Source organism: Novosphingobium sp. BAM6, from assembly GCF_057784955.1.
The window spans coordinates 1,630,039-1,649,586 of the sequence record NZ_JBYNTR010000001.1 but is presented as its reverse complement, the minus strand read 5'-3'; the positions used below and the strand labels follow the sequence as shown (position 1 = coordinate 1,649,586).

Genomic DNA, 19,548 nt, shown 5'->3' with positions numbered 1-19,548 from the left:
AGCCTTGCGATGATCGTCTCTCCCGTCTTCGCCGGAAAACGCTACGCGGTGCTGGGCCTTGCCCGCTCCGGCATGGCGACGGTCCAGACGCTGCTGGAGAGCGGCGCGCATGTCATGGCCTGGGATGCGCGCGAAGAGCCGCGCACCGCGCTGTGCCCCTACAAGGAAACCGGACGGCTGACGCTGGCCGATCCGGTGCTGGCGGACATCTCGGGCTATGATGGCCTCGTCGTCTCGCCCGGCGTGCCGATCAACACCCACCCGGTGGGCGAGGCCGCACGGCGCGCGGGCGTGCCGCTGATCGGCGATATCGAGCTGTTCGCGCTGGCCCGCGCCAGCCTGCCCGCGCACCGCGTGATCGGCATCACCGGCACCAACGGCAAGTCGACCACCACCTCGCTGGTCCGCCATATCCTCGACGAGGCAGGCATCCCCGCGCGCTTCGGCGGCAATATCGGCGTGCCGATCCTCTCCACCGAGCCGCTGCCCGAAGGCGGCGTCTATGTGCTGGAGCTGTCGAGCTACCAGATCGACCTGACCCGCAGCCTCGATTGCGACGCGGCGGCGCTGCTCAACCTGACGCCCGACCATCTCGACCGTTACGATGGCTTTGCCGCCTACGCCAATTCGAAGGCGCGGCTGTTCACGATGCAGTCGAAGGGCCACGCCGCCGTCTTCGGCGATGGCGATGCCGAGACGCGCACGATCGCCGAGGCGGAGCGCCTGCGCCGCCATGATGCCGATGTGCAGGTCGTCACCGGCGCGGACCTTCTGGCGTTTCAGGGCGCCTGGCCTTCGTTGCAGGGGCCGCACAACCTCCAGAACGTGGCCGTCGCCGTCGCGCTGGTCGAGGCGCTGGGCGTGACGCGTGAGCAGTGGCTGCCCGCGCTCCCCACCTTCCACGGGTTGCCGCACCGCATGGAGCGCGTGGCCGAGGCGGGCGGGATCACTTTCGTCAACGACAGCAAGGCGACCAACCCGGCCTCGACCGCGCCTGCGCTGGCGGCCTTCCCGCCGGCCGGAAGCGGCCCGCGCATCCACTGGATTCTGGGCGGCCTTCCCAAGGGCGACGATCTCGACGAGTGCGCGCCGTGGTTCGGTCAGGTCGCGGCGGCCTATACCATCGGCGATGCCGGGGCGCGGTTTGCCGAGATCCTCGGCCCGGTTCTGCCGGTGACGCGCTCGGAAATGATGGCCGAGGCAATCCGCCAGGCGATGGACGCGGCGCGCCCCGGCGACGTGGTGCTGCTCTCGCCTGCCTGCGCCAGCTTCGACCAGTTTCGCGATTACGAGGCGCGCGGCGACGTGTTCCGCCAGATCGTCGATGCGCTGATCGCCGAGCGCGGTCTCGAAAACACGATGAAATCCACCCATAGTAGCGATACCAGCGATGGAGCGGAGGCCGGCTGATGGCAACGATCTCGCCCGCGCCCGGAGCGCAGATCGCCCGCTACAACCGCAATCGCCGTAGCAGTCTGGCGGTGTGGTGGCAGGAGATCGACCAGGGCCTTCTCATCCTCGTGCTGATCCTGATGGCGATCGGTGCCGTCGCCGTTGCCGCCGGATCTCCGGCCAGCGCCAAGCGCCTGTCGACCGCGCACGAGAAGCTGCCCGATCTCTACTTCTTCTGGCTGGGCGTGCGCTGGCAGCTGGTCGGCCTTGTCGCGATGTTCGGCGTCTCGACGATGAGCCGCGAGAACGCGCGCCGCTTCGGCATCCTGCTGGGCGGGGCGATGCTGTTCGCGCTGGTGCTGGTGCCGCTGGTGGGCTCGGAAGTGAACGGCGCCAAGCGCTGGCTGCGTTTCGGCATCTCGCTCCAGCCGTCGGAGTTCCTGAAGGCCGGATTCCCGATTTTGCTTGCGTGGATTCTCTCGTGGAAGGCGCGCGATCCCAAGATGCCGGTGATCGCGATCTGCTTTGCGATCATGGCGATGCTGGCCGCGCTGCTGATGATGCAGCCCGATTTCGGATCGACGATGCTGTTCGGCTGCACCTTCTTCGTGATGATCCTGCTGGCGGGCATGCCCCTGAAGCGTATCGGGCAGTTCGGCGGGCTTGGCGCCGTGCTGATCGTCCTGATGTATTTCACCTATTCCAACGGCCGCAACCGCATCAACAACTTCCTGTTCGGTGGGCAGGCGTTCGATCAGGTCGACCTTGCCCAGCGCACGCTGCTGAACGGCGGGTGGACGGGCCGGGGCTTCTGGATGGGCGCGCGCAAGTTCGCGCTGCCCGAGGCGCATACCGACTATATCTTCTCTGTCATCGGCGAGGAGTTCGGGCTCTTGGCCTGCATGGTCATCATCTTCCTCTATCTGGGGCTGCTGACCCGTGTGATGCTGCGCCTGACGCGTGAGGAAGACCTGTTCACCGTGCTCGCCGCCTCGGGCTTTGCCGCGCAGTTCGGCGGGCAGGCGTTCATCAACGTGCTGGTGAACCTGCAGTTGTTCCCGTCCAAGGGCATGACCCTGCCGCTGATCAGCTATGGCGGATCATCCACCGTCGCCATGTGTTTATGTGTAGGGCTGCTGCTGGCGATCACCCGCCGCAACCCCTTCATCGAGCGCGAGCGGTTTTCGCTCGGCGCCATCGGAGAGCGTTCATGACTACCGTCAGCCGTCACTATGTGCTCGCCGCGGGCGGGACCGGCGGACACCTGATCCCGGCCTTCGCGCTGGCGGTCGAGCTGGAAAAGCGCGGCCATCACGTCGCGCTCATTACCGACGAGCGCGGCGCGAGGATTCCCGGCAAGCCCGATTTCATGCCCGCGCATATCCTGCCGCCGGGCCGGATCGCGGGCAAGAACCCGCTGAACTGGATCAAGGGCGCGCTGGGCGTGCTCGAAGGGCGCCGCATGGCGCTGCGCCTGTTCGAGGGTTTCCAGCCGAGCGCAGTGATCGGCTTCGGCGGCTATCCTTCGGTACCCACGCTGATGGCGGCGACCTCCGCGAAGATCCCGACCGTGCTGCACGAGCAGAACGCGGTGCTGGGCCGCGTCAACCGCCGCTTCGCCGCCAAGGCCGATGCGCTGGCGACCTCTTCGGCGCAGGTGGACCGCCTCGATCCGAAGCTGGCCTCCAAGGTCACGCTGGTCGGCAATCCGGTGCGCGAAGAGGTGATGGCGCTGCGTGAGCGGCCGTTCCCCGAATTCACCGAGGACAGCCTTTTCCGCATCCTCGTCACCGGCGGCAGCCAGGGCGCGCGGGTGCTCTCCGAAGTGGTGCCCGATGGGCTCGCCATGCTGCCCACTGCGCTGCGCTCGCGCCTGCAGGTGATCCAGCAGTGCCGCCCTGAGGATATCGACGCGGTGCGCCAGCGCTATGCCAGCCACGGCATCCCCGCCGAACTCGCCACCTATTTCGAGGACATGGCCGAGCGTCTGGCCGATGCGCACCTGTTCATCGGGCGCTCGGGCGCCTCGACCATTGCCGAGCTGACCGCCGTGGGCCGTCCCGCGATCCTCGTGCCGCTGCCGATCGCCACCGACGATCATCAGGCCGCCAACGCGCGCGAGATCGTCGCGGCGGGCGGGGCGCGCTCGATCCGGCAGGACAGGTTCACCGCCAGCGAACTCGCCAAGCAGATCCTCGCCATGGCGCAGCATCCCGAAACGCTGGGCAATGCCGCCCATGCCGCGTGGAACTGCGGCTATCCCAATGCCGCCGCCGACCTTGCCGATATCGTCGAGAGCTTCGGCGCCACTCCCATTCAGGACGTAATCCGCATGACCCCGAAGCCTGCCACATCCCTTTCCGGCGAAGCGCTGGCAAAGGAGCAGGGCCAGTGAAGGGCGTCGGCACCGATATCGGGACGATCCACTTCGTCGGCATCGGCGGCATCGGCATGTCGGGCATTGCCGAAGTGATGCACAACCTGGGCTATGCCGTGCAGGGTTCGGACATTGCCGAGGGCTATGTGGTCGAAGGGCTGCGCGCGCGCGGGATCAAGGTGATGATCGGCCACGCGGCGGAAAACGTCGAGGGTGCGGCGGTGGTCGTCACCTCCACGGCGGTCAAGCGCGAGAACCCGGAAGTCGTCTATGCGCTGGAGCACCGCATTCCGGTGGTGCGCCGCGCCGAGATGCTGGCCGAGCTGATGCGCCTGAAAAACACCGTCGCGGTGGCGGGTACGCACGGCAAGACCACGACGACCTCGCTGGTCGCCGCGCTGCTCGATGCTGGCGGGGTCGATCCCACAGTGATCAACGGCGGCATCATCAACGCCTACGGCTCGAACGCGCGTCTGGGCGAGAGCGACTGGATGGTGGTCGAGGCCGACGAGAGCGACGGCTCGTTCCTGCGGCTCGACGGTACCATCGCCATCGTCACCAACATCGATCCCGAGCATCTCGATCACTACGGCTCGTTCGACAAGATCAAGCAGAGCTTCGTCGAGTTCATCGAGAACGTGCCGTTCTACGGCGCGGCGATGCTGTGTATCGACCACCCCGAAGTGCAGGCGATCATCCCCAAGGTGCGCGACCGCCGCGTGGTGACCTACGGCTTCTCCGCACAGGCCGACATTCGCGGCGAGAACGTGACGCCGGTTCCGGGCGGCAACCGCTTCGACGTGGCCCTGCGCCAGCGCGATGGCTCGTTCCGCCGGATCGAGGGCATCGAACTGCCGATGCCAGGGCGCCACAACGTGCAGAACGCCCTCGCGGCGATTGGCGTCGCGGTGGAGATGGGCTGCTCGGACGCGTGCATCCAGACCGGCTTTTCCAAGTTCGGCGGGGTCAAGCGCCGCTTCACCAAGGTCGGCGAGATCGCGCTTGAGGGCGGAGACGTCACAGTCATCGACGATTACGGCCATCATCCGGTCGAGATCCGTGCCGTGCTCGCCGCCGCGCGCGAGGGCGTGAAGAACCGCGTGATCGCCGTGGTCCAGCCGCACCGCTTCACGCGCCTGCGCGATCACATGGAAGACTTCCAGGGCGCCTTCAACGACGCCGACGTGGTCTATGCAGCGCCGGTCTACGCGGCGGGCGAAGCGCCGCTCGATGGCATCGACAGCGCCGCGATGGTCGCCGGCATGAAGGCGCGCGGGCACCGCTCGGCACAGGTCATCGCGGGCGCCGACGCGCTCGCCGATGCACTGGCAGGCTCGATCCAGCCCGGCGACATGATCGTGTGCCTTGGCGCGGGCGATATCACCAAGTGGGCCGCCGGTCTTGCCGACGCCATCCGCAGCCGGAGGGCGGGGTGAGCGCTGATATTGCCTCCTTTCCCCCGGTTCGCGGCAAGCTGACGGCCAACGCGCCGCTGGCGCCGCTCGTCTGGTTCAAGTCGGGTGGCGTGGCCGACTGGCTGTTCGAGCCGAAGGATCTCGACGATCTGCGCAGCTTCCTGCGCGGCCTCGATCCGGCGGTTCCGGTGATGGCGCTGGGGCTGGGCTCGAACATGATCGTGCGCGATGGCGGCGTGCCCGGCGTGGTGATCCGCCTCGGCAAGCCGTTCGCCAAGGTTGTCGCAGGTGAGGGGCACACGCTGTCGTGCGGCGGTGGGGCCAGCGGCATTCTGGTTTCTTCCACCGCGCGCGATGCCGGGATTGCAGGGGTTGAGTTCCTGCGCTCGATCCCCGGCACCGTCGGCGGCTTCGTGCGGATGAACGGCGGGGCTTATGGCGGCGAGGTGAAGGACATTCTCGTCGATTGCGACGTGGTGCTGCGCTCGGGCGAGCTGGTGACATTGAGCAACGCCGATCTCGGCTATACCTACCGCCATTCCGCGCTTCCCGAAGGCGCGGTGGTGGTCGCCGCGCGCTTCAAGGGCCGCGCGGGCGAGCCTGCCGCGATCCAGGCGGAGATGGACCGCATCTCGGCCAGCCGCGAGGCCAGCCAGCCGCTGCGCTCGAAGACCGGCGGATCGACCTTCAAGAACCCTGAGGGCCATGCCGCGTGGAAGCTGGTGGACGAGGCGGGCTGTCGCGGCCTGACGCTCGGCGGCGCGCAGGTCAGCGAGAAGCACACCAACTTCCTGCTCAACGTCGCCGATGCCACCAGCAGCGATATCGAGGCGCTGGGCGAGGATGTGCGCGCGCGGGTCAAGGCGCAGTCGGGCGTGATGCTCGAATGGGAAATCCAGCGCGTCGGGCGTGCGCCCAAGGGCAGCGCGTCGTCATGATCGACATGCGCCCCACCACCCGGCTGGAGCAGCAGATCCTCGACAACGTGGAGGAATTCGGCTGCCATATCACCAGCGTGTTCCCGCCAGAAGAAGACGAGGGCGAGGAAGACGAGGGCGAGCCGGGCATCGTGCGCTTCGCCTATTCGATCGGCTTTACCGAGACGGTGGGGCAGGGCGAGGTGATCGTCTTCGGCTTCTCCACGAAGCTGGCGGCCTCGCTGATCAACGGCATGCTGGAGCTGTGCCGCAACGGGCTGGAGATGGACGACTGGTGCGAAGTGGCGGGGCTGCTCGAAGGGCACCCGGTGATGCTGCGCGAGGTCGAGCCTGTGAACCTTGTCGAAGACTTCTTCAATTCCGCCCTCTGGTTCTCCCGCCGCCGCACCGGAAAGCCGCTGTCGCGCGCGTTCCAGATCGTCTGGCCCGGTGCCGACGATGGCCTCTATCCCTGGCAACCGGGCTGTGCGCGCAGCACCATCGACGAACAACCGCCCCTCTATCGAACGAGCCTGAATTCATGACACTTCCTAAGCTTCACGTCGCGGTCCTGATGGGTGGCTGGTCGGCCGAACGTCCCGTCTCGCTGATGAGCGGCGAGGGCGTGGCCAAGGCGCTCGAAAGCAAGGGCCATCGCGTCACCCGCATCGACATGGATCGCGATGTCGCGCTGAAACTGGCCGAGGCGAAGCCCGACGTCGTGTTCAACGCGCTGCACGGCACGCCGGGCGAAGACGGCACTGTGCAGGGCATGATGGACCTGATGGGCCTGACCTACACGCATTCGGGTCTCGCCACCTCGGTGATCGCCATCGACAAGGAACTGACCAAGCAGGCGCTGGTCCCCCACGGTGTGCCGATGCCCGGTGGCCGCGTGGTGAAGTGCGCGGAAATCCACGAGCGCGATCCGCTGCCGCGTCCCTATGTGCTCAAGCCGGTGAACGAGGGTTCATCGGTCGGCGTCGCCATCGTCACGGCGGAAGGCAACTACGGCAACCCGATCGCGCGCGAGGCCAAGGGGCCGTGGCAGGAGTTCGAGGAACTGCTGGCCGAGCCCTATATCCGCGGGCGCGAGCTGACGACCGCGGTGATCGCCGACAAGGCGCTGCTCGTCACCGAACTCAAGCCCAAGTCGGGCTTCTACGATTTCGATTCCAAGTATACCGACGGCATGACCGAGCACGTCTGCCCGGCGGAAATCCCCGACGATATCGCGCAGGCCTGCAAGGAGATCGCGCTGCGGGCGCATCGCCTGCTTGGCTGCAAGGGCACCAGCCGTTCGGACTTCCGCTGGGACGATACGCAAGGCGTCGAGGGACTGTTCCTGCTGGAAGTGAACACCCAGCCCGGCATGACCCCGCTCAGCCTCGTGCCCGAACAGGCGCGGGCCTGCGGCATGGACTATCCCGAACTCGTCGAGGCGATCATCGCCGAGGCGCTTTCCGATCGCGCGGTGGCTGATGCTGCGCGCATAAGCAGGGCTTCATGAGCCAGACCATCCGCCGCAAGGGCAAGACTGCCCGCAAGAGTGCGGCCGCGCAGGGCAATCGCGCCCGCGTCCAGAAAGCGAAGAAGACCACGGGCTCCGCGCTCGATTCGGTGATGGCCTGGCTGCCCTTCAGCGAGGCGCAGCTGCACCGCATCTTCCTGTTTGCGATCCTGGCGGGCGGCGCGCTGGCGCTGTGGATCGTCGCGCAGGTGGTGGGTGTGCCCGCGCTCGCGGGAGACCAGATCTCGCGCGTGGCCGCCGATACCGGCTTCGAGGTGAAGCGCGTGGAAGTGCGCGGCGTCCAGCATATCGACAAGAAACAGGTCTATGCGATCGCGCTGGCGCAGGAGCAGAACCGGGCGATGCCGCAGGTCGATATCGACCACTTGCGCGAACAGCTGCTGGCGCTTTCGTGGGTCAAGGACGCGCGCGTTTCGCGCCAGCTGCCCGAGACGCTGGTGATCGATATCGTCGAACGCACGCCCCATGCGGTGCTGCGCGATGCGCAGGGGTACTGGCTGATCGACGAGACCGGCCACCTGCTCCAGCAGGTTGACCGTCGACAGGCGCAGGGCAAGCTGATCGTCTCGGGCGATGGCGCCGGGCCGCAGGTCGTCGCGCTCTCGCAACTGCTCGATGCGGCGCCCGCGTTGAAGCCCCGCGTCACCGAGGCCGAATGGGTGGGCGATCGCCGCTGGAACTTGACCTTCGCGACCGGGCAGGTGCTCGCGCTGCCCGAAGGCGATCAGGAATCCGCTGCCGCGCTGGTCGAATTCGCGCGGCTCGACGGCACCAATCGCCTGCTCGGTGGCAAGGTCGCTGCGTTCGACATGCGCGCGGGCGACCGCATGTACATGCGCGTTCCGGGGCTGGAAGAGCAGGAAGCTGCCGACAAGGCCGCCGCTGCGAAAGCCGCGAAGGACGCGAAGGCCTCGGCCAAACCTGCTGCAACTCTCGAAGGGGACGACTGATGCCCAGCCCCCGCATCACCCGCGTATTCGGCGCGGTCAATATCGGCTCCTTCCGCGTTTCCGCCATCGTCGCCGGGCTCACCGAGATGGGCGACATGGTGGTGCTCGGCTCGGGCCACCGCGCCAGCCAGGGCATCAAGCGCGGCTTCGTCACCGACATGACCGCCGCGACGTTCGCGATCCGCGACGCCATCGACCGTGCCGAGCGCATGGCCGATACCTCGGTCCAGAAGGTCTACATCGGCTGTTCGGGCGCAGGCCTCGCCAGCCAGATCGCCCAGGTCGATGCCGAGATCGGCGGGCGCCGGATCGAGCAGGAGGATATCGACGCGCTGCTGTGGTCGGCGCGCGAGGTGATCCAGCCCGACGGGCGGCTGGTGCTCCATGCCCAGCCCGCGCAATACCGGCTCGACGGCGCGCATGGCGTGATCGATCCGCGCGGCCTCCATGCCGAGCGGCTGGGTGTCGATATCCATGTCATGCTGGCGGACGGCGCGCCGATCCGCAACCTGACCGAAGCGGTGCAGAGCGCGCACCTCGATGTCGAGGCCGTGGTCGCCTCGCCGGTGGCTGCGGGGCAGGCCTGCCTTTCGCCCGAGGAGCGCGATCTGGGCGTCGCGCTGGTCGAATTCGGCGCGGAAGTGACGAACGTGGCGCTCTATGCGCAGGGCATGCTGATCGACATGGTGGCGATCCCGATGGGCTCTGCTGACATCACCGACGCCATCGCCTCGGCCTTCGGCATCCGCCGCTATCAGGCCGAGCGCCTGAAATGCGTCAATGGCTCGGCCATCGCCAGTCCGACCGACCATCGCGAGATGATCCCGGTCAACGCGCCGGGCGAGGAAGACACCGGGCCGATCGCGCGCCATGCCGACGAGAAAAACCGCATCCCGCGCGCCGAACTGATCGGCGTCATCACCGGGCAGCTCGGCGTGCTGATGGAAGAGATCAATAAGGTGCTGCGCACGATGCAGTTCGCAGGGCAGCGCGGCAAACAGGTGGTGTTCACCGGCGGCGGCGCGGAACTGGTGGGCCTTGCCGACTATGCCCAAGCCGCGCTGGGCCGTCCGGTTCGTATCGGCCGGGTGCCGCAGATCGCAGGGCTTGCCGAAACGCATGTGAAGCCGGGGTTTTCCACGCTGGCCGGACTTGTGCTATACGCCTCGTCGAGCCCGACAGATATCCGTTCGCTGGGGCGCCGACAGGCCGATGCGACCAGCTACAAGGGCCTCGGCATTGTGAATCGCGTGTACCGCGCGCTTCGGGAGTATTTCTGAGGATGGAGCGCCTTACATGGCTTTCTAGCCCTGTAAGGGGGCCGGCCTGCCGCGCGACGACTCCCATTCGTCGCAGCGGGCTCGAAAAATGGCGGAATTGGCCGATTTCGCTGTGGACAACGGACTTGCGGTCTTTGCATCGCCGAATCGAAGCGTGCAATCAAATCGGTCAAGGTAAATTCTTCGCGCACGTGCCTGCCAGGAGAGCGAAATGAGCATTAACATCGGACCGCCAGCGATCGACGAGCTTCGTCCGCGCATCGTCGTGATCGGCGTGGGCGGTGCGGGCGGCAACGCCATCGCCAACATGATCGAAGCCCAGATCGAGGGCGTCGATTTCGTCGTCGCCAATACGGACGCGCAGGCGCTCAACAACTCGATCGCGGAAACGCGCATCCAGCTGGGGCCGGACATCACGCAGGGCCTCGGCGCAGGGGCGCGCCCCGAAGTGGGGCGTGCCGCTGCGGAAGAGACCATCGCCGAGATCGAGCGCGTTCTCGATGGCGTCCACATGTGCTTCATCGCAGCCGGCATGGGCGGCGGCACCGGCACCGGTGCCGCGCCGATCATCGCGCAGGCCGCGCGTGAAAAGGGCGTGCTGACCGTCGGCGTCGTGTCCAAGCCGTTCCTGTTCGAAGGCACGCGCCGCATGCGCGCCGCCGAAGCGGGCATCGAGGAACTGCAGAAGCAGGTCGACACGCTGATCGTCATTCCGAACCAGAACCTGTTCCTCGTTGCCAAGGCGGAGACCACGTTCAAGGAAGCGTTCCAGCTGGCCGACGAAGTGCTTCAGCAGGGCGTGCGCTCGATCACCGACCTGATGATCATGCCGGGCCTCATCAATCTCGACTTCGCCGACGTCCGCTCGGTCATGGCCGAGATGGGCAAGGCGATGATGGGCACGGGCGAGGGCGAAGGCCAGAACCGTGCGCTGGAAGCCGCCGAGCGCGCCATCGCCAACCCGCTGCTCGACGGCGTGTCGATGCAGGGTGCGAAGGGCGTCATCATCTCGATCATCGGCGGCGAGGACATGAAGCTCCTCGAAGTCGACGAGGCGGCGAACCACATCCGCGATCTGGTCGATCCCGATGCGAACATCATCTGGGGCTCGGCGTTCAATCCTGATCTCGACGGCAAGATCCGCGTCTCGGTCGTCGCCACCGGCATCGAGCAGACCACGGAGCAGGCCGAAGTCGCCCAGCGCCCAGTCAGCATGTCGGCGTCGCGCGGGCCGGTGCGTCCGTCGATCGCCACTCCGGCTGCCCCCCCGACTCCGGCGCCGGTGAGCTACGAGGCCGCACCGGCCCCGGCGCCCGCTCCGGCCCCGACGGCCTATGCTGCTCCGGCTCCGGCTCCGGCTCCGGCTCCACAGGCGACTGCTGCGCCCGCCGCGCCCGCAGTCGGTAATGCCTATCGCGCGCCGGTCGAGCCCGAGCAGGCGCTCGAACTCGGCGTCGGTCATGAAGTGCCCGTGCAGGATGCTTCGGCCTATCCGGCGCCCGGTCGCAGCGATCCGCTGGAGCTTGGTCCCGATACGCAGGCCGCGCCCGGCGTCGGTGCCCGCAAGCAGGACGAACTGTTCGGCGGCGGCGCGGGCTCGGAAGCGTACCGCGCGCCCGGCGCTGCTGCCCCCGCTCCGGCGGCACCGCGTCCGGCAACCGGCTCCTCGCTGTTCGACCGCATGAGTTCGATGTCGCGTTCGCGGCCCGCCGAAGAGCCGCAGGCCGGTGAGGGCGACCAGTCCTCGTTCAGCATCCCGCGGTTTCTCGGGCGCCAGAATAATCAGTGACCGCCCGTGACCGGACTCCGTTCCGGTTCTGATCGGGGTGGCCCAGGATGACGAAAAAGCGGCGGGTGCCTTCGGGGCGCCCGCCGTTTTTCGTTTTCGGGCCGCCTGTCGATCCGCCACCATCCTGGCCGTCATTCTGGCGCTGTTCACGCGCCTGCGCCTACGTGCGCGCATATTCGCCGTGGACAGGCCACGGCGGAGCCCGCCGCCCGATTGCCGTGTGCTGCCCCCGGCGCTATGCCATGGCCAGGATGAAGGGGAGGGTGACGCGCGGTGCCTTGCAGGGCATCCCGCAGATGCCTGACCGCTCCATTTTCGCAACGCAGGACTTTGCTGAAATCCGTCGCATGCCCATCATTTCCGCCTCTGCCCGCCCTTCTGGCCGCCCGTCTGCCAAATCCCCCCGCCGTGCGCGTTTCCGGGCGCTTGCCGCAGGATTGCTGGCCTGTGCCGCGCCGGTCTTCGCCCTGCTGGGGGCAAACGCGCCCGCCCATGCGCAGGCCGCCTCGCGCGAGGTGGTCCAGCCGCTGCCGGATCCCAACAAGGGCAAGCTCGATGCCGCGATGAAGCGGCTGGCGCGCAATCCGAAGGACGTCTCGGCGCTGGTCGATGCAGGCGATGCCGCCACCGGCCTCGGCGATTTTCAGGCCGCGAAGGGCTTCTACAAGCGGGCGGACGAGATTTCGCCGAACAACCCGCAGACGCAGGCGGGACTGGCCCGCGCGATGGCGCTGGGCGGCGATCCGGTGGGCGCGCTGCCGCTGTTCGTCGCTGCCGACCGGGGCGGTATCGGCACCGCGCAGATCGCCGCCGACTGGGGTCTCGCCTACGATCTGGCCGGCGACAACGCCTCGGCCCAGCGGATGTATGCGCAGGCGACGAACCCTGCCGATGCGGACGAGGTGCGCCTGCGTCTCGCGGTCAGCCAGGCGATCTCGGGCGACGGCAAGGCTGCCGACGACACGCTGATGCCGCTGCTGCGCAAGCAGGACAAACCCGCGTGGCGCACCCGCGCTTTCGTCTATGCCATCGGCGGCGATACCAAGAAGGCCGAAACCACCGTGGCGGCGATCCTGCCTGCCAAGCTGGCCGAGGCGGTGACGCCCTACATGCGCTACATGCCGCGTTTGACGCGTGCGCAGCAGGCCGCTGCCGCGAACCTTGGCGATTTCCCCAAGGCGGCGGAGATCGGCACCGATTCGCCCGCCGTCGCGGCCTATTCGGCGCAGCATGGCGGCAGCGCGGGCGCCAATACGGGCATGCGCACTGCCGATGCCGGGCTGATCCCGCAGGGCGAGACGCTGGGCTCGGGCCGCGCGAAGAAGAAGCATGCCGATCGGGGCGAGCGGCCCACGCCGACGCAGCTTGCCGCCAATACCCCGCGCGTGGCGCCGGGCGAGGTGCAGGCAACGATCGAGCGCGACAGCTCGGGCGAATTGCCGCCGGTCGATGCGGGTCGCTCCACGGCCATGGCGGGCAATACGCCGATGCCTTCTCCGACGGCAATGCCGTCGCCCACTGTGGTCCCGCCCGCGAATACGGCGGCGATGCCCAACCCGGCTCGCGCGTCCAGCCCGTCGCCGGTGCAGAGCGCGCCGATCACGCGGCCCGCGCCTGAAAGATCTGCCTCCTCGGTGGCGATGCCCGCGCCGATCACCATGCCGTCTGCGGCGGCGATGGGTGATGCGCCTGCGGCAACCTCGCGGCCCGTGGTCCAGCCGACGCCCCAGCCCCAACCTCAGACCCGGCCTCAGCCGGGCTTCGATCTGGCGCAGTCCACCGGCTCGCGCACGCTGCCTGCCGCTGCTGCGGACACGCCGCCGCCGCCGTCCTCGTCTGCCGATTCGCACGCGGTGGTCGAGCGTCCAACGCTGGCGCAGGCCTTTGCCGATCTCGGTCGCCCGACCCTGCCTACGCCGCAGCCGACGCCCGTACCGGCGCCCGCACCTGCTCCCGAGCCAGTCGATGCGCCCAGGCCCGTGGTCGAGGCGCCTGTCGCCACTGTCACAGCGGCCAAGCCGGTGGCCAAGCCCGTCGCCAAACCGGCGCCGCGCAAGAAGATCGAGCCCAAGAAGCCCGCACCGCCGCCGGTGCCCGCGCGCAAATGGGTGCAGATCGGCGTCGGCTCGAATATTAACGCGATCCGCTGGACCTGGCGCCAGCTGGTGACGAAGGCGCCCGACGCCTTCCGGGGGCAGTCGGTGTTCACGGCGGACATGGGCGGCACCAGCCGCATCGTCGTCGGCCCGTTCGACAGCGACAAGGACGCCGCCGCCTTCATGTCGGACCTGCGCGACGGGGGCATCCGCGATACCGTGCCATGGTCGAGTGACGCGGGCGAGGCGGTCGACGCCGTACCCGGCGCGCCTTCGGTCGATGCCATTTCGCCGCCCACCGAAAAGTCTTCGAGCGCGAAGAAGAAGGGCGCCAAAGCGTCCGACAAGGCCGATGACGAGAAGGATTCGGGCAAGGCGTCCGGCCGCAAGGGTGCGAAGAAGGCCGAGGCCAAGACCCCGCCTGCGCCCGCGCGCCAGTGGGTGCAGATCGGCGTGGGTCGCGACAAGGACGCGCTGGCCTTCACCTGGAATCGCCTGACGAAGAAGTCGCCGGGTGCGCTCAAGGGGCAGTCGCCCTCCGTGGCGAAGATGGGTCGCACCAACCGCATGGTCATTGGCCCGTTCGCCAGCGACAAGGCGGCGCAGCGCGCGATGGATGCGCTGAAGAAGGGCGGCATCACCGATTTCGTGCCATGGAGCAGCGACGAGGGCGAAGCCGTCGACGCGCTGCCGGTCGATTGATCCGATGCCGCGCGGCGCGCCTCTTCGCAGGTTGCGCGGCTTAACCTTTCGCACACCTTATCCACACCCTGTGAACAGGCTTGTGCAGTCATGCACAGGCGTTCGCAGGGCTGGGCTGGGCGGCAGGCCCGCAGCACGTCATCCATGCACACACAGGACGACTTGGATGCGACTTGCGGAGGGTCAGTGACGGGGATCATGAGAACAGTGCAGGACGACATCGATCGCAACGACGATGCCGCGCCGGTCGAGATGCTGGCCTCGCTGTTCGAGGCACGCGGCTGGCCGTTCGAATTCGTTGGCGAAGACGAGATCTCGGTCGAGATCAAGGGCAGCTGGGCGACCTATCAGCTCCAGGCGATCTGGCGCGGCGAGGATCGCGTGCTGCAGATCATCTGCCTGCCCGACGTGCGCGTGCCCGAAGGCAAGCGCGGCCCGATCTTCGAGGCGCTGGCGCTGATCAACGAACAGCTCTGGGTCGGCCATTTCGACATCTGGTCGAACGGCGGCGTGGTGCTCTATCGCCACGGGCTGGTGCTGGGCGACGATGGCCTGCTGGGGCCGGGGCAGGCGCAGCTGGCGATCGAGGGCGCGCTCGAAGAGTGCGACCGCTTCTATCCGGTGTTCCAGTTCATCCTGTGGGGTGACAAGACCCCCGCCGAGGCGCTCGCCGCCGCACTGGTGGACGCCGCCGGGGAAGCCTGAGGGAATTTTTCCTTCAAATCGCGGCGTACTCTCTCTAGTCGGCGGGGGAAGGGCAGGGCGGACCTCCTGCCGAACCCATCCGAGGAGACCGCCGCGATGACCCGTTTCAATTCCATCCTGCTCGTGGGCTGCGGCAACATGGCGGGGGCCATGCTGGCAGGCTGGCTGGCAGGCGGCATCGCGCCTGCGGTCTTCACCGTGGTCGATCCGCACCGCACCAGCGTGCCCGAAGGCGTCACCCTGTTGCGCGAACTGCCCGCCGAAGGGACGTTTGACGCGGTGATGCTCGGCATTAAGCCGCAGGGCCTCGATCAGGCGGCACCCGCGATCCGTCCGCTGGTCGGCAGCGGCACGGTGCTGTTCTCGATCCTGGCGGGTGTCGAGTTCGACAGCCTCGCTGCGCGCTTCCCCGAGGCGGGCGGCATCCTGCGCATCATGCCCAACCTCGCCGTCGCCATCGGCAAGGCGCCCGTCGCTCTGGATGCCCGAGGCATCGACGAGGCGGGCCGCGCCGATGTCACCGCGCTGATGGCGCCGCTTGGCACCCCCGAATGGCTGGCGGACGAGAGCCTGTTCGATTCGGTGACGGCGCTGGCTGGCTGCGGCCCGGCCTTCGTCTATCGCTTCATCGATTCGCTGGCCGCAGGCGCGGTGGCGCTGGGGATCGAGGCCGGACAGGCGCAGCGCCTCGCGATCGCGATGGTCGAGGGCGCGGCGCAGTTGGCGGCGATTTCCCCCGACAGCCCCGGCGCGCTGGCCGACAAGGTGGCGAGCCCCGGCGGCTCGACGCGGGCGGGCATGAACGTGCTCGATGCCGATGCCGCGCTCGCCCGCCTGATCGAGGCGACGATGACCGCGTCGCGCGATCGCAATGCGGAAATGGCGGCAGCGGCGCGCTAAGGCCGTTATGGTCTGAAAATTCGGGGCACCCGGTTTTGCGGCACCGGCCCTCTCCCCCACCCTGCCACCCAACGGTAGTATCCTGCGGGTGGCAGGGTGGGGGAGAGGGCCGGTGCGGCGCCGAAAAATGTGCTCCTGCATATTTTTCGAACACATGAAGTGCATTCAACCGCGCTTCAGACACACTTTGTCATACGGAATGCGACCCGGTTTTCCTTGAAAAGGGGAAAAGAGGGGCCGATATTCGTGTTCATCCCGGTCAGGCGCATTGGGCGCTGCACACCGGCAATTGTGGAGTTTGAAATGGCGAACTGGAACGACCCCCGGCCCCGTGAGGGTTTCGGTGCGTCTCCGAGCCTCGACGGACGGACCGGTGGCCGCGTAAGCTACGATCAGGGCCTGCGTCGACACATGCTGTCGATCTACAACTACATGGCCTCGGGCGTGCTGCTCTCGGGCGTCGTAGCGCTGCTGTTCGCCAGCTCGGGTCTTGCCCAGCAGATGATGTTCTCGCCGCTCAAGTGGCTGGTGATGCTGGCGCCGCTGGGCTTCGTCTTCGCGATGAACTTCGGCTTCCAGCGCATGAAGACCTCGACGCTGCAGATGCTCTACTGGGGCTTTTGCGCGGTGATGGGTCTGTCGATGTCGACGCTGTTTATCGTGTTTACCTCGACCTCGATCGCGACGACCTTCTTTGCGACCGCGGCAGCTTTCGCGGGGCTGAGCCTGTTCGGCTACACCACGAAGAAGGACCTGTCGGGCTTCGGCACGTTCCTGATCATGGGCCTGTTCGGCATCATGATCGCGATGCTGATCAACATCTTCGTGGGCTCCAGCGCCCTGCAGATGGCGATCTCGGTGCTGGGCGTTCTGATCTTCGCAGGCCTTACCGCCTACGATACGCAGATGCTCAAGAACCAGTACTACCAGCTTCAGGGTACGCCGTGGGCGGCCAAGATGGTGGTGATGGGGGCGCTGAGCCTGTACCTGGACTTCATCAACATGTTCCAGTTCCTGCTCAGCTTCATGGGCCAGCAGCGTAACTGATCCGGTTCGGATCGAGCGGCCTCGGGCAGCCCCGGCGCCGGTCATCCACCAAAAATCGTCATACAGGCATCATGCCCGGTGCGTTTCGTCGCACCGGGCATTTGCTTTGCGGGGAGGGCGCGTTAGAGAACTGCGCCTGCCAAGGGAGTTATGTCAGGGTGAACGAGGTGTCCAAGTCGGCTCAGGGGAAGTTGAGCCGCATCTGTGCCGTCGCGCGTGCGGCCGTACAGCGCAAGTGGCCGTTGCTGGCAGGGGGCGCGGTATCCGGTGCCTTCGCGCTTCTGGCAGGTTGTGCCTCGCCGCCGCCTCCGCCGCCTCCGCCGCCGCCTCCGCCGCCGGTCGTGGTGGTGCCGCCCAAGCCGACGCCGCCCAATCAGGCGCCCGAGAGCCTCAATATCCCGCCGGTCAGCGACGATGGCACGCGCCATACCGTGAACTACGATATTTCGAGCACGCAGGCCGAATGGAACCTGCGCTCGGCATTGAACGTGGCCGCGCTCAACTGCATGGACCCGGTGAACGCACCGCAGATCCTAGCGGGCTACAAGCGCTTCCTCGTGACCTATGACAAGCAGCTCGACGCGGCGAACGCCACGGTCGCGCGCAGCTTCTCGCTCAAGGCCTCGGGCCGCGCAGCGACGGTCGCGCGGGAGACCTACCAGACCTCGGTCTACAACTTCTTCGCGCTGCCGCCGGTGAACAAGAACTTCTGCGCCGCTGCGGCGGATGTGATCAACGACCTGTCGACGATCGATGCCGATCACTTCCAGGGCTATGCCCGCACAGGCCTCGCCAAGATGGAGGCGCCGTTCAAGGCGTTCTTCGATGCCTATGCGCAGTACATGGCTGACCTGGCCGCCTGGCAGGCGCGTTATGGCAATGCTCTGGTCATTGTGAAGCCGTCTGCCGAGCAACAGGCGATGATGAAGGCAATGACCCCGCCCAGCCAGATGACGTTACCTTCGGGTGGCATGGGGCCTTCCGCAGGCCCGGCCGGAACGTCTTCGACCACGACGCCGCAACCCGCGCCTGCGGCAGGGAATTGAGCGGGATCGCGCATTTTTTGCTTTCGCGCTTCTGCAGCATTCGCTAAGGGAGCGCCTCCGCAGACCGGCGGAAGGGGCCTTCGGGCGCCGGATGAGGGTCTGCTGATTGCTGGAACGGGGCCGTAGCTCAGATGGGAGAGCGCGTCGTTCGCAATGACGAGGTCAGGGGTTCGATCCCCCTCGGCTCCACCAGTGATTGAAATCGAAGTATGGAATGGCCGCGCCCGTCGCGGCTTTTTCGCGTTTGGGCGGTTGTTCGCGGGATTATCTCTGCACGGGCCGGCCGCCAGCCCGTCAGATGAACCGGAACTATTGTCATGCATTTTCTCGACCAGGCCAAGATTTACATCCGTTCGGGCGGCGGTGGCCCCGGTGCGGTCAGCTTTCGGCGTGAGAAGTACGTCGAATACGGCGGCCCTGACGGCGGCAACGGCGGTAAGGGCGGCGATATCGTGTTCGAGGCGGTGCCCGGCCTCAATACCCTGATCGACTTCCGCTATACCCAGCACTTCAAGGCGAAGCGCGGCGGCCACGGCATGGGCAAGAACCGCAATGGCGCCGCAGCCGACGATCTGGTCGTCAAGGTGCCGGTGGGCACCCAGCTGATCTCGGACGAGGACGGCGAGACGATCCTGGCCGACCTTACCGAAGCCGGCGAGCGCGTGACGCTGCTCGAAGGCGGCATGGGCGGTCGCGGCAATGCCAGCTACAAGACCAGCACCAACCGCGCGCCGCGCCAGCACCAGCCGGGCATTCCGGCAGAGGAGCTGTGGGTGTGGCTGCGGCTGAAGCTGCTGGCCGATGTCGGCCTTGTCGGCATGCCCAATGCGGGCAAGTCCACCTTCATCAACCAGCTGTCGAACACCAAGGCAAAGGTCGGCAATTACGCCTTCACCACGCTGCGCCCGCAGCTGGGCGTGGTCAGCCACAAGTATCGCGAGTTCGTGCTGGCCGACATTCCGGGCCTGATCGCGGGCGCGGCGGACGGTGCGGGCATCGGTGACCGGTTCTTGGGCCATATCGAGCGCTGCCGCGTGCTCGTCCACCTGATCGACGTATCGGATGCCGATCCGGTCGAGGCGATGCGCGTGGTCGAGGAAGAGCTGGAGGCCTACGGCAACGGGCTGGAGGACAAGCCGCGTCTGGTCGCGCTGAACAAGGTCGACCTGATCGACGATGCGCTGGCGGCGGACTATGCGCGCGAGCTGCTCAAGGCCGGGGCCGACGAGGTGTTCCCGATCTCGGGCCTCAGCGGCAAGGGCATCTCGAAGCTGCTCGACGCAGTGATCGACTATCTGCCCGCCGCGACCGTGACCGAGCGCCCCGAAGGCGAGCGCGAGGAACTCGACGAGAAGCCCTGGTCGCCGATCTGAGGTTTTCAGATCTGGCCGGACCGGTCCC

Annotated in this window: 16 protein-coding genes and 1 tRNA gene; all 17 read left to right on the top strand. The window is 67.3% G+C overall.

The genetic code is table 11. The features are described 5' to 3' along the window. Positions 1-9 precede the first annotated feature (9 nt). A complete protein-coding gene (murD, locus tag AC3EC3_RS07680; RefSeq protein WP_488488994.1) occupies positions 10-1,410 on the top strand; it encodes a UDP-N-acetylmuramoyl-L-alanine--D-glutamate ligase in 1,401 nt (466 codons plus the stop codon). Then, the gene (locus AC3EC3_RS07675) at positions 1,410-2,606 is read left to right on the top strand and encodes an FtsW/RodA/SpoVE family cell cycle protein (protein ID WP_488488993.1); all 1,197 of its coding nucleotides are present in this window, start codon (positions 1,410-1,412) and stop codon (positions 2,604-2,606) included. Before murD ends, AC3EC3_RS07675 begins: the two co-directional genes overlap by 1 nt. Next, entirely contained in the window at positions 2,603-3,787 is a 1,185-nt protein-coding gene (gene murG / locus AC3EC3_RS07670) for an undecaprenyldiphospho-muramoylpentapeptide beta-N-acetylglucosaminyltransferase (protein WP_488488992.1), read from the top strand. Before AC3EC3_RS07675 ends, murG begins: the two co-directional genes overlap by 4 nt. Further along, positions 3,784-5,205: a UDP-N-acetylmuramate--L-alanine ligase gene (gene murC, locus AC3EC3_RS07665; RefSeq protein ID WP_488488991.1), complete on the top strand. Its 1,422-nt coding sequence runs from the start codon at positions 3,784-3,786 to the stop codon at positions 5,203-5,205. Before murG ends, murC begins: the two co-directional genes overlap by 4 nt. Next, positions 5,202-6,122: a UDP-N-acetylmuramate dehydrogenase gene (gene murB / locus AC3EC3_RS07660; protein WP_488488990.1), complete on the top strand. Its 921-nt coding sequence runs from the start codon at positions 5,202-5,204 to the stop codon at positions 6,120-6,122. Before murC ends, murB begins: the two co-directional genes overlap by 4 nt. Then, entirely contained in the window at positions 6,119-6,646 is a 528-nt protein-coding gene (locus tag AC3EC3_RS07655) for a DUF4262 domain-containing protein (RefSeq protein ID WP_488488989.1), read from the top strand. The genes murB and AC3EC3_RS07655 overlap by 4 nt, the downstream gene beginning before the upstream one ends. Further along, positions 6,643-7,611 (top strand): D-alanine--D-alanine ligase, encoded by a 969-nt coding sequence (locus AC3EC3_RS07650; RefSeq protein WP_488488988.1) that lies wholly within the window; start codon positions 6,643-6,645, stop codon positions 7,609-7,611. The genes AC3EC3_RS07655 and AC3EC3_RS07650 overlap by 4 nt, the downstream gene beginning before the upstream one ends. Beyond that, positions 7,608-8,582: a cell division protein FtsQ/DivIB gene (locus AC3EC3_RS07645; protein ID WP_488488987.1), complete on the top strand. Its 975-nt coding sequence runs from the start codon at positions 7,608-7,610 to the stop codon at positions 8,580-8,582. The genes AC3EC3_RS07650 and AC3EC3_RS07645 overlap by 4 nt, the downstream gene beginning before the upstream one ends. Continuing rightward, positions 8,582-9,862, top strand: a complete 1,281-nt coding sequence (gene ftsA / locus AC3EC3_RS07640; RefSeq protein WP_260924216.1) for a cell division protein FtsA — start codon at positions 8,582-8,584, stop codon at positions 9,860-9,862. The genes AC3EC3_RS07645 and ftsA overlap by 1 nt, the downstream gene beginning before the upstream one ends. Positions 9,863-10,073: 211 nt before the next feature. Continuing rightward, positions 10,074-11,651, top strand: a complete 1,578-nt coding sequence (ftsZ, locus tag AC3EC3_RS07635) for a cell division protein FtsZ (protein ID WP_488488986.1) — start codon at positions 10,074-10,076, stop codon at positions 11,649-11,651. Positions 11,652-11,998: 347 nt separating this feature from the next. After that, positions 11,999-14,449, top strand: a complete 2,451-nt coding sequence (locus tag AC3EC3_RS07630; protein ID WP_488488985.1) for an SPOR domain-containing protein — start codon at positions 11,999-12,001, stop codon at positions 14,447-14,449. 198 nt (positions 14,450-14,647) lie between these two features. Beyond that, complete coding sequence (locus AC3EC3_RS07625; protein ID WP_260924210.1) at positions 14,648-15,154, top strand: type III secretion system chaperone family protein; 507 nt, start codon at positions 14,648-14,650, stop codon at positions 15,152-15,154. Positions 15,155-15,250: 96 nt separating this feature from the next. Beyond that, on the top strand, positions 15,251-16,054 hold the full coding sequence (locus AC3EC3_RS07620; protein WP_488488984.1) for a pyrroline-5-carboxylate reductase family protein: 804 nt from the start codon (positions 15,251-15,253) through the stop codon (positions 16,052-16,054). Between the two features lie 303 nt (positions 16,055-16,357). Continuing rightward, on the top strand, positions 16,358-17,101 hold the full coding sequence (locus AC3EC3_RS07615; protein WP_488488983.1) for a Bax inhibitor-1/YccA family protein: 744 nt from the start codon (positions 16,358-16,360) through the stop codon (positions 17,099-17,101). A 158-nt stretch (positions 17,102-17,259) separates the two neighbouring features. After that, a complete protein-coding gene (locus tag AC3EC3_RS07610; protein WP_488488982.1) occupies positions 17,260-18,147 on the top strand; it encodes a hypothetical protein in 888 nt (295 codons plus the stop codon). A gap of 116 nt (positions 18,148-18,263) precedes the next feature. Beyond that, a tRNA-Ala gene (locus AC3EC3_RS07605) sits at positions 18,264-18,339 on the top strand. Between the two features lie 125 nt (positions 18,340-18,464). Beyond that, on the top strand, positions 18,465-19,520 hold the full coding sequence (gene obgE, locus AC3EC3_RS07600; RefSeq protein WP_488488981.1) for a GTPase ObgE: 1,056 nt from the start codon (positions 18,465-18,467) through the stop codon (positions 19,518-19,520). Positions 19,521-19,548: the final 28 nt, after the last annotated feature.